Here is a 9867-nt window from a genome sequence, read left to right on the forward strand (position 1 = left end):
CTTGCGGGCACGACGGCACAGCTGCCAGCGTTCGAACAGGACGCCTGGGTCAGCGGCCAGCATGCCAATCAAGGCGGCACGCCGGACATCCTCGATGCTTTCCACGCGCTGCTCACGTATAACACGCTACTGCTCCAGCGGCTTACGCCCGAAGACCTGGCGAAAAACGGCGTAAATCCTAGAGGTCAAACCGTCAGCGTCGCCGATCTGGTCAACGGATTTATCCGGCACGTGGAGAACCACCTGGGGCAAATCGAACGCATTAAGCAGGCGGCAGCATTGGTCTAAGCCCTTTCCAGGCACGTTACAAGAGACTTGTGACGCAAAAGAGGCCGGAGCACAGGCCATTTGAAGCCGCAGAACTAAAATTCGAAAAACCAACCGTTTGAAGCCATAGCAGTCACAATCGAAGCTTAAAAACTTTGAAGCCGCAAGAGAAATAGCATACCTGCTGCGGCGCTTGGCAACGCTTGGATGATATTAAATGGCACGGGTTACGTAAATTTTTATCCATAATAGAATCGCTTTTTAAATAAGGAGGATGGAAGAGATGGCCAAGAAAAGACAGTTGAAACTCGGCGCGCTGCTGCACGGTGTCGGAGGGGGAACCTCCATGTGGCGCCATCCGGATGCTCAGCCCGACGCCAGCGTCAATTTTGAAATTTACAAACGGTGGATCCAAAAAGCCGAGGAAGGGAAGATGGACCTCATCTTTATCGCGGACGGCTTGTATATTAACGAAAAATCGATCCCGCATTTTCTGAACCGTTTTGAGCCGATCACGATTCTGAGCGCGCTCGCTTCCGTCAGCAAGAATATCGGGCTTGTCGGCACGTTATCCACCTCCTACAGCGAGCCCTTTACCGTATCCCGCCAGTTCGCTTCGCTCGATATGATCAGCGGCGGGCGCGCCGGCTGGAACATCGTGACGTCCCCGCTGGAAGGGTCGGCACTGAACTACAGCAAGAAGGAGCATCCCGAACACGATAAGCGCTACCGGATCGCGACCGAATTTCTGGAAGTGGCCCGGGGGCTGTGGGATTCGTGGGAGGACGACGCGTTTGTGCGGAACAAGGAAACCGGGGTATTCTTCGATCCGGAGAAAATGCACACCTTGAACCATGAAGGCGAGTTTTTCTCGGTCAAAGGACCGCTGAACATCGCCCGCTCCAAGCAGGGGCAGCCGGTTATCTTTCAGGCGGGCTCGTCCGAGGTCGGCAAAAACTACGCTTCCAAGGAAGCGGACGCCGTCTTTACGGGGCACGAAACGCTGGCGGATGCGAAAGCCTTTTATCAGGACGTCAAAACCAGAGCCGCCTCTTTTGGACGCAATCCGGACGACGTGCTGATCTTCCCGGGTATCAGCCCGATTATCGGCAGCACGCCGGAGGAAGCCGAGCGGAAATATCAGGAGGTTGCCAGCCTGGTGACGATCGAAAATGCGCTGAACTACCTCGGCCGGTTTTTCGAGCATCACGACTTTTCCCAGTATCCGCTTGACGAGCCGTTCCCGGATCTCGGCGATCTCGGCAAGAACAGCTTCCAGAGCGGTACGGACAAAATCAAAAAGGATGCCAAGGAAAAAGGCCTGACGCTCCGGCAGGTGGCACTCCAGTCGGCCACACCTCACGGCAATTTTATCGGAACCGCGGAGCAGGTTGCGGACCGAATTCAGGAGTGGTACGAGGAAGGCGGGGCCGACGGCTTCATGATTACGGCCGCCGTGCCGAAAGGTCTGGAGGAATTCGTGGACCAGGTGGTACCGATTCTGCAGGAACGCGGTATTTACCGGACCGAATACGAGAGCGACACACTGCGCGGCAATCTCGGGCTGGCGGTGCCGGAGAACCGATATGCCGGAGCCAAGGCTGCGGCCGGGCGTCCTTAAAGGAGCGGACGATGATCGGGCTGACACAGGCGGATGAACTGATGGAATTTGCCGGAGGGCTCCGCGAGGAGCTCGTCCGGATTCGCCGGGACCTGCACCGCCATCCTGAGCTGCTGTACGATGTGGCCCGCACCTCGGGCATTGTGGCCGGCCTGCTGGAATCCTGGGGGATCGAGGTCAGGCGCGGCATCGGCAAGCACTTTGGCATGGGGGTCGTCGGAACGCTGCACGGTACCGGCGGCAGCGGCCCGACCCTGCTGCTTCGCGCCGACATGGACGCCCTTCCGATCCAAGAGGAGAATGACGCCGAGTACCGCTCGATCCATGAAGGCGTCATGCATGCCTGCGGCCATGACGCCCACACGGCGATGCTGCTCGGCGCGGCACGGACGCTGGCGGCGCACCGCCACCGGATCCGGGGCACGATCCGGTTCGTGTTTCAGCCGGCGGAGGAAGGCGCGCTGCGAAGCCCGCTGGACGGGCGGCTGCTGTCGGGCGGCCGCGACATGATCGAGGACGGTGTGCTGGACGGCGTCGACCAATGCTTCGCGCTGCATGTCATGCCGGAGCTGCCCGTCGGCACGCTGGGCGTGCATCCGCGCGAAGCGATGGCGGCTTCCAGCCATTTTACCGTCCGGTTTCAGGGCGCGTCCGGTCATCACAGCGCCCCACACCAGGCGGTGGACGCGCTGCAAATGGCGGCGCGGTTCGTCACCGAGGTGAACGGCCTGATGGCGAACCGGGTCAATCCCGCGGAAGCGGCCGTTCTCGCCTTCGGCACGCTGCATGCCGGGTCGGCCGTGAACGTCATTGCAGCCGACAGCGAGCTGAGAGGGACCTTCCGGGCCTTCCGGAAGGAAACCGTTGCGGCGATCACGGAAGGGCTTCGGCGTCTGGCCGCCACCATCGCGGAAGCGGCCGGCGGAAGTTACGCCATGGAGCTGCGCGAGGGCATCGCCGTCGTGAATGACGAGGCCGCCGTCCGGCGGATCATGGCTGCGGCGCGGCAGGTGCTCGGCGAGGAGCGGGTGAGCTACCTCGATCCGCCCAGCCTGGCCGGCGAAGATTTCGGCTGGTACCTGGACCGCGTTCCCGGCGCTTTCGCCTTTATCGGCTGCGGGAACAAGGAAGCGGGAATTGTGCATGCGATCCACCAGCCCCGGTTTGACCTCGACGAGGACGTCCTGGTGCACGGGGTCCGGATATTTGTGAAGTTGGCAGTCTCAACCCCATCCCATGAGGAGGAATGATGATGACGAAAATAGCATTTATTGTGGGGAGCCCGACGCATGGGTCCCGCCTGTTCGCTTTGACCCAGTTTTTCGAGGATCGGCTGGCGCTGGCCGGATACGGGATCGATTTCATCTCGGCGGCGGATTTGCCGGCAGAGGACTTGCTCCGCGCGGATTTCAACAGTCCGGTGATCCGGCAGGTGATTGCGACCGTGGAAGAAGCGGACGCAGTCATTATCGCAAGCCCGGTATATAAAGCTTCCTACTCGGGGGCGCTGAAGACGATTCTGGACGTCATCCCGCAGAAAGGCCTGCAGGGCAAACTGGTGCTGCCGCTGTTTATCGGGGGCACGATCGCCCATCTTCTGGCCGTGGATTATGCCCTGAAGCCGGTGGTAGCCGCACTGGGAGGCACGCATATTCTTGGCGGTGTATTCGCCGTAGACGGATGGATCACGCGCCTGGAGAACGGCGGTTTCGAGATCAAGGAAGAGCTGAGAGATCGCCTGGAATCCGCTTTAACCGAGCTTCGCAGCGAGCTTACCCGTTACGCCGTATTAACGCCGGCTGAAGAGCAGGCAGTCTGACCTCTATTTCATACCCCCTGTACTCCACATATAATACAGAGCTGTCCGAAACAACCCTGAGAACCGCGGTCCGCCAAGCACGGATCGGGGTTTTTCACATACCCGGAAAAGCCCGCAGTTAAAGCCTTATAGAGAATGGAAAAGCCTGAATAGAAGATTTTAATACGGTATTGTAGCCCGAAAGGCATAGATGGTACAGTATCAGCAATAATCCCGACTATACTCATTGGAAAAATAATATTGAAACCGTCGAGGGTCATCTTTGGAGTCATTTCAAGCATCAACCCAAATTTAAAAAAAGATGGAGTGAGTGAACTATGGGCAAAAACAGACAGCTTCGACTGGGGGCCACCATACACGGCGTGGGCAGCAGCCACACCGCCTGGAGACATCCTCAAATTCCTTCGGATGCGAGCGTAAACATTTCGTTCTATACACAGCAGGCACAGAAGGCGGAAGAGGGCAAGTTCGATTTTGTTTTCATTGCCGACGGCCTGTATATCAACGAAAAGTCGATCCCGCATTTTTTGAACCGGTTTGAGCCGATTACGATCTTGTCCGCGCTCGGCGCAGCCACTTCCCGGATCGGGCTTGTTGGCACGCTGTCGACCTCTTACAGTGAGCCGTTTACGGTCGCCAGGCAGTTCGCCTCCATCGACCACATCAGCGGCGGGCGCGCAGGGTGGAACGTCGTGACTTCACCACTGGAGGGGACCGCGCTGAATTTCGGCGGTCGGCCGCATCCGGCCCATTCCGAGCGGTACCGGATCGCGGAAGAGTATCTCGAGGTGGTCAAAGGGCTGTGGGACTCTTGGGAAGACGATGCCTTTGTGCGGGATAAGGAGAGCGGGGTGTTCTTCGATCCGGACAAATTGCACCGGCTGAACCATGAAGGGGAGTTCTTCTCTGTGCAGGGGCCGCTGAACATTGCGCGCTCCCGGCAGGGGCAGCCGGTCGTGTTCCAGGCGGGCTCCTCGGACAGCGGCCGCAGCCTGGCGGCGAAAACGGCGGACGCCGTGTTCACCGGCCCGGAGACGATCGAGGAGGCCAAGGCTTTTTACCGGGACGTGAAACAGCGGGCAGCCGCACTCGGACGCGCTCCGGAGGAAATTCTGATCTTTCCGGGCATCGGGCCGATCGTGGGCCGCACGGAAGAAGAAGCCGAGCGAAAATACCAGGAAATCGCCGGGCTGGTGACAATTGAGAAGGCTTTGGAGTACCTTGGACGCTACTTCGAGCACCACGACTTTTCCCAATACCCGCTGGATGAGCCGTTTCCCGACCTGGGTGACTTTGGTTCGAACAGCTTCCGCAGCACGACTGACCGTATCAAGAGACGTGCCAAGGAGGAGAACTTGACGCTGCGCGAAATAGCGCTGCAGGAAGCGACGCCGCGGACGGTGTTTATCGGGACGCCGGAGAAGGTGGCGGATTTGGTGCAGCAGTGGTTTGAGGAAGAGGCAGCCGACGGCTTTATTATCGGATCGGGCGTGCCGGGCGGATTGGACGATTTCATCGAGCTGGTGGTGCCGATTCTGCGCGAGCGGGGGCTGTTCCGCACGGAATACGAGGGAGATACGCTGCGGGGAAATCTGGGTCTGCCGGTGCCGGAGAACCGCTATACGAAGCAAGGAGTCCCTGCACCCTGCATGCAAACGATATTTTGGATCTGAAGGGAGTCTGAGATAGATGAAGTTTTATTCGAAAAACAGGCGTAAATCGGCAGCAGCCGCTCTGCTGGTCATCGTTATGCTGCTGTCCGCTTGCGGAGGCAAGCAGACGGCCTCCCAAGGGCAGACGGATAGCGGGGCGGCACCGGCCGTACAGGGAGCATCCGCCCAGGGCGGGGAGCTCACCTACGCTCTGGCGACGTCGCCGGATACGCTGGACCCGCACCGCAGCGGCCTGGCCGTCGCGGTCCGCGTCATCCGCACCATCTACGACAGTCTGGTCGTTCAGCTGCCGGACAATACGATCAAGCCGTGGCTGGCGACGGGATGGACCATTTCAGACGACGGGCTGAGCTACACGTTTAAGCTGCGGAAGGACGTCAAGTTCCAGGACGGAACGCCGTTTAACGCCGAGGCGGTCAAGTTCAACTTCGACCGGATTCTGGACCCCGCCACCAAGGCGGCGAATGCGGCCGCTCTGCTTCAGCCCTACAAGTCCTCCGAGGTCATTGACGAGTACACGATCAAGCTGAATTTGTCGACGCCCTCACGGGCTTTTCTGGGCAACCTGAGCCAGGCGCTGCTTGGCATTGTGTCGCCGACTGCAGCCAAGCAATACGGGGATCAGCTGGGGCAGCATCCGGTCGGCACGGGGCCGTTCAAATTCGTCAAGTGGGATGAGAATGCCGACATCAAGGTCGAGCGTAATCCGGACTACGCTTGGGCGCCGGAGATCGTGACCAATACGGGGGCGCCTTACCTGGACGGCATCGATTTTAAAATCGTACCCGAAGAGGCCACCCGGATCGGCAGCGTGCAGAGCAAGCAGGTGCTGGCCGCCGAGACGGTGCCGCCTCAGAACATCCTGACCTTGAAAAAGGATCCGAATTTCCAGCTGCTGCAGGCAAATACGCTCGGCCTGCCGTACACGCTGTTCTTCAACCAGGAGCGCGTGCCGTGGAACGAGCTGAAGGCAAGGCAGGCGGTGCAGCTGGCCGTGGACGTGGACGCCATCGTCAAAACGCTGTACCTGGGCACGTACGAGCGGGCCTGGTCCCCGCTAACCCCGGGCACCTTCGGTTATGACCCGTCGCTGGAAAACTCGGTCAAACCGGATATCGCCAAAGCCAATCAGCTGCTTGACGAGCTGGGATGGGTCAAGGGAGCGGACGGCGTCCGGGCCAAGGACGGGAAGAAACTGACCTTGCACTACGTCGACGGCACGCCAAACCGGGAGAAACGCAACGACATCGCGGTCATGGTGCAGCAGCAGCTCAAGCAAATCGGCGTGGACGTTGAGGTCGAGATCACGAAGGATGTCCGCACTGTGGTCTACACCAACGGAAACTATGATTTGTACGGCAACAGCCAGGTCAACTCCGATCCGAACGCGCTGTACTCCTTCTACCATTCCTATGATCCAAAGAGCCGGCCGACACTGCCGAGACTCGCCAGTCCGGAAGTCGACAAGTGGCTGGAAGAGGGACGGGTCGAGAAGGACGATGCCAAGCGCGAGGAGCTGTACCATAAAATTCAGCATTATATCATCGACAATGCGGTTATTCTGCCGATTTACGTTTTCCCGTATACGGTGGCCGCTTCCAAATCGGTACAGGGACTTACCTTTGATTCCCTCGGGTATCCGCTGTTCAACGACGTATCTTTGCAAAAATAGAAAGGAGGCTTGAGGCGGCATGCTGTGGATGGTAACCCGGCGCCTTTTAACGTCGCTCCTCGTCATTATCGGCTCACTTGTTTTGGTGTTCACGATCCTCTACGTTCTTCCCGGGGATCCGACCGACAACATGGTCGATCCCTCGATGGCGACGCCGGAGGTCATTGCGAACTTAAGGCATCAGCTGGGCGTGGACCAGCCGTTTCACATCCAGCTGCTCCATTATTTCGGGAGCATCCTGCAGGGGGATTTCGGCAAATCCCTGCTGAATTCCGATCCGGTGCTGCCCAAAATCGCCGAGAGCTTCCCCGCCACCCTGGCCCTGACCGGAGCCAGCGTGCTGGTGTCCGTGACCGTGGGGCTGCTGCTGGGTGTCCTGTCGGCCATTCACCGGAACGGGGCGATTGACATCATCGCCCGCGTCATCGGGCTGTTCGGCATCTCCATGCCAACCTTCTGGTCGGGCATCCTGCTCATCCTGATTTTCTCCATTACGCTGGGCTGGTTTCCGGCGATGGGATCGGACGGGTGGCGGACGCTGGTGCTGCCCGCACTGGCGCTTGGCACGGTCGGGAGCGGCTTTATTATCCGGATGGTCCGCAACAGCATGCTGGAGGTCATCAGCGAACAGTTCATCGTGACATTGCGCTCAAAAGGCCTGGCTGAGCGGGCGGTCATGTACCGTCACGCGCTGCGCAATGCGCTGATACCGGCCGTCACGATGACGGGCATGCTGATCGGTGACATGCTGGCCGGCACGGTTGTCGTCGAGACGGTGTTTTCCCGTCAGGGCATCGGCCGGATCATTTCGGACGCGATCATGGCCAAGGATCTCCCGGTTGTCCAGGGCGTCATTTTGTTCTCAGCCATCATCTATACGCTGGTTAACCTGCTGGTGGATCTGTCCTATACGCTGATCGATCCGCGCGTGAGACGTTCAACATAAACCTTAGGAGGGAGCAGTTATGAGGGAGGCGGTATCCGCCAAGACGGTCTGGCGCGAGCGGAAGCTTGCGGCCGCGGCCGCACCGAAAATCCGTAAGTTCACGGCAAGCGACCTGTTCCTGGTGGCGGCCGGATTAATCATTTTGTTTGTGGCGGCCTGTGCCATCGTGCCGCAGTGGATTGCGCCCTACGCCCCTACGGAGATGCGGACGGACAGCATCATGCAGGCGCCAAGCGGCGCGCATCTGTTCGGCACCGACTATTTCGGCCGGGATATTTTCAGCGTGGTCGTGTACGGGAGCCGGGACTCGCTCTTTATCGGCTTTGCTTCCGTTCTTGTCGGCGGCCTGCTTGGGGGAACGATCGGGGCGCTGTCCGGTTATGCTGGCGGCTGGATCGACACGGCGATCATGCGTCTCAATGACGTGCTGATGACGATCCCGGGCATCCTGCTGGCACTGGCCATCGCCGGCGCGCTCGGTCCGAGCCTGTTTAACATCGTGCTGGCGGTAGCCGTATCCTCCGTGCCGGGTTATGCCCGGGTGATGCGGGCCCAGGTGCTGAGCATCAAAAGCCGGACGTTCGTCAAAGCGTCGGTATCCATCGGCGCTTCACCGCTGCGCGTATTCTGGAAGCATGTGCTGCCGAACAGCCTGTCTCCGCTGCTGGTCATGGCAGCTATCGGTATCGGGACGTCCATTCTGACGGGATCGGGCCTGAGCTTTCTGGGTCTCGGGGTTCTGCGCGAGGTTCCGGACTGGGGGACGCTGCTCTCCCAAGGCAGAGGCTATTTGACCGCGGCCTGGTGGATCTGCACCTTCCCGGGATTGGCCATCACCGCCTTCGTGTTGTCTGTCAACATTATCGGCGACCGGCTCCGGGACCATTTCGATCCGAAGAAAGTCACGCAGCGCTAAAGGAGGAGGAACGTCAATGAGCACTTTGCTTGATATCCGGGAGCTGTCCGTCGATTTTACGACCCGGAAAGGGACGCTGCAGGCGATCCGGGACGTGACCCTGTCGATCGAAGCCGGGGAAACCGTCTGCCTCGTCGGGGAGTCGGGCAGCGGCAAGACGGTGGCCTCCAAAGCGATCATGCGTCTGATCGACCATGAGAACGGGCGCATCAGCGGAGGAAGCCTTCTTCTGGACGGTACGGACCTGGCAGGCCTGCCGGAGGCCGAACTGCGCCGGATTCGCGGCAAACGGATGGCGATGGTGTTCCAGGAGCCGATGGCGGCCTTCGACCCGGTCTTTACGATCGGGCAGCAAATTCAGGAGACCATCTTGCAGCATGAGAAAGTTTCCAAGCGGGAGGCCAGGGAGCGCGCCGTCCGGCTGCTGAAGCGGGTCGGTATTCCGGAGCCGGAGCTGCGGCTGAAGCAGTATCCGGGCGAGCTGTCCGGCGGAATGCTGCAGCGGGCCATGATCGCCATGGCGCTGTCCTGCGGGCCGGACCTGCTCATCGCGGATGAGCCGACCACTGCGCTGGACGTCACGATCCAGGCGCAAATTTTGCGCCTGCTGAAAGAACTGCAGGCCGAGCTCGGCATGTCGATCCTGCTGATCACCCATGATCTCGGGATCGCCGCTGAAATTGCCGACCGGGTGGTCGTCATGTATGCCGGCGAAATCGTCGAGGAGGCGCCGGCTTCCGAGCTGTTCCGCCTTCCGCGCCACCCGTATACGCGGGGCCTGCTCCGTTCCGTCGCGACGCTCGACACGGTCCGCGGCACGAAGCTGCATTCGATCGAAGGGTCGATCCCGAGCCTGGCTGCACTTCCGCAGGGCTGCCGCTTTCACCCGCGCTGCCCCTTTGCCACGGAGCGCTGCACGCAGGAAGCGCCGGTCTTAACCGGATCCGGCGAGC

Annotated in this window: 9 protein-coding genes; all 9 read left to right on the forward strand. The window is 60.0% G+C overall.

Translation table 11 applies throughout. The features are described from left to right. Positions 1–288: DinB family protein (locus CPT76_RS04550; RefSeq protein ID WP_146116150.1), on the forward strand; the 288-nt coding region annotated here is incomplete at its 5' end. A 262-nt stretch (positions 289–550) separates the two neighbouring features. After that, positions 551–1888, forward strand: coding sequence for an LLM class flavin-dependent oxidoreductase (locus CPT76_RS04555; RefSeq protein WP_105442073.1), 1338 nt, complete (start codon positions 551–553; stop codon positions 1886–1888). Between the two features lie 11 nt (positions 1889–1899). Beyond that, positions 1900–3138: a M20 metallopeptidase family protein gene (locus CPT76_RS04560; protein WP_105442074.1), complete on the forward strand. Its 1239-nt coding sequence runs from the start codon at positions 1900–1902 to the stop codon at positions 3136–3138. 2 nt (positions 3139–3140) lie between these two features. Further along, positions 3141–3707 (forward strand): NADPH-dependent FMN reductase, encoded by a 567-nt coding sequence (ssuE, locus tag CPT76_RS04565; protein ID WP_105442075.1) that lies wholly within the window; start codon positions 3141–3143, stop codon positions 3705–3707. Between the two features lie 317 nt (positions 3708–4024). Next, a complete protein-coding gene (locus tag CPT76_RS04570) occupies positions 4025–5380 on the forward strand; it encodes an LLM class flavin-dependent oxidoreductase (RefSeq protein WP_105442076.1) in 1356 nt (451 codons plus the stop codon). A gap of 16 nt (positions 5381–5396) precedes the next feature. Beyond that, positions 5397–7052: an ABC transporter substrate-binding protein gene (locus tag CPT76_RS04575; protein WP_105442077.1), complete on the forward strand. Its 1656-nt coding sequence runs from the start codon at positions 5397–5399 to the stop codon at positions 7050–7052. Between the two features lie 19 nt (positions 7053–7071). Next, on the forward strand, positions 7072–7998 hold the full coding sequence (locus CPT76_RS04580; RefSeq protein WP_076174964.1) for an ABC transporter permease: 927 nt from the start codon (positions 7072–7074) through the stop codon (positions 7996–7998). Between the two features lie 19 nt (positions 7999–8017). Continuing rightward, positions 8018–8914: an ABC transporter permease gene (locus CPT76_RS04585; RefSeq protein ID WP_089549939.1), complete on the forward strand. Its 897-nt coding sequence runs from the start codon at positions 8018–8020 to the stop codon at positions 8912–8914. A 16-nt stretch (positions 8915–8930) separates the two neighbouring features. Next, a partial coding sequence (locus tag CPT76_RS38925) for an ABC transporter ATP-binding protein (RefSeq protein WP_258168075.1) occupies positions 8931–9867 on the forward strand: 937 nt, incomplete at its 3' end.

The organism is Paenibacillus sp. AR247 (genome assembly GCF_002968895.1).
GTDB lineage: Bacteria > Bacillota > Bacilli > Paenibacillales > Paenibacillaceae > Paenibacillus_AQ > Paenibacillus_AQ favisporus.

Coding starts and splice junctions, on each gene's coding strand:
- CPT76_RS04555 (WP_105442073.1), top strand. CDS start 551: ATGGCCAAGAAAAGACAGTTGAAACTCGGCGCGCTGCTGCACGGTGTC.
- CPT76_RS04560 (WP_105442074.1), top strand. CDS start 1,900: ATGATCGGGCTGACACAGGCGGATGAACTGATGGAATTTGCCGGAGGG.
- ssuE (WP_105442075.1), top strand. CDS start 3,141: ATGACGAAAATAGCATTTATTGTGGGGAGCCCGACGCATGGGTCCCGC.
- CPT76_RS04570 (WP_105442076.1), top strand. CDS start 4,025: ATGGGCAAAAACAGACAGCTTCGACTGGGGGCCACCATACACGGCGTG.
- CPT76_RS04575 (WP_105442077.1), top strand. CDS start 5,397: ATGAAGTTTTATTCGAAAAACAGGCGTAAATCGGCAGCAGCCGCTCTG.
- CPT76_RS04580 (WP_076174964.1), top strand. CDS start 7,072: ATGCTGTGGATGGTAACCCGGCGCCTTTTAACGTCGCTCCTCGTCATT.
- CPT76_RS04585 (WP_089549939.1), top strand. CDS start 8,018: ATGAGGGAGGCGGTATCCGCCAAGACGGTCTGGCGCGAGCGGAAGCTT.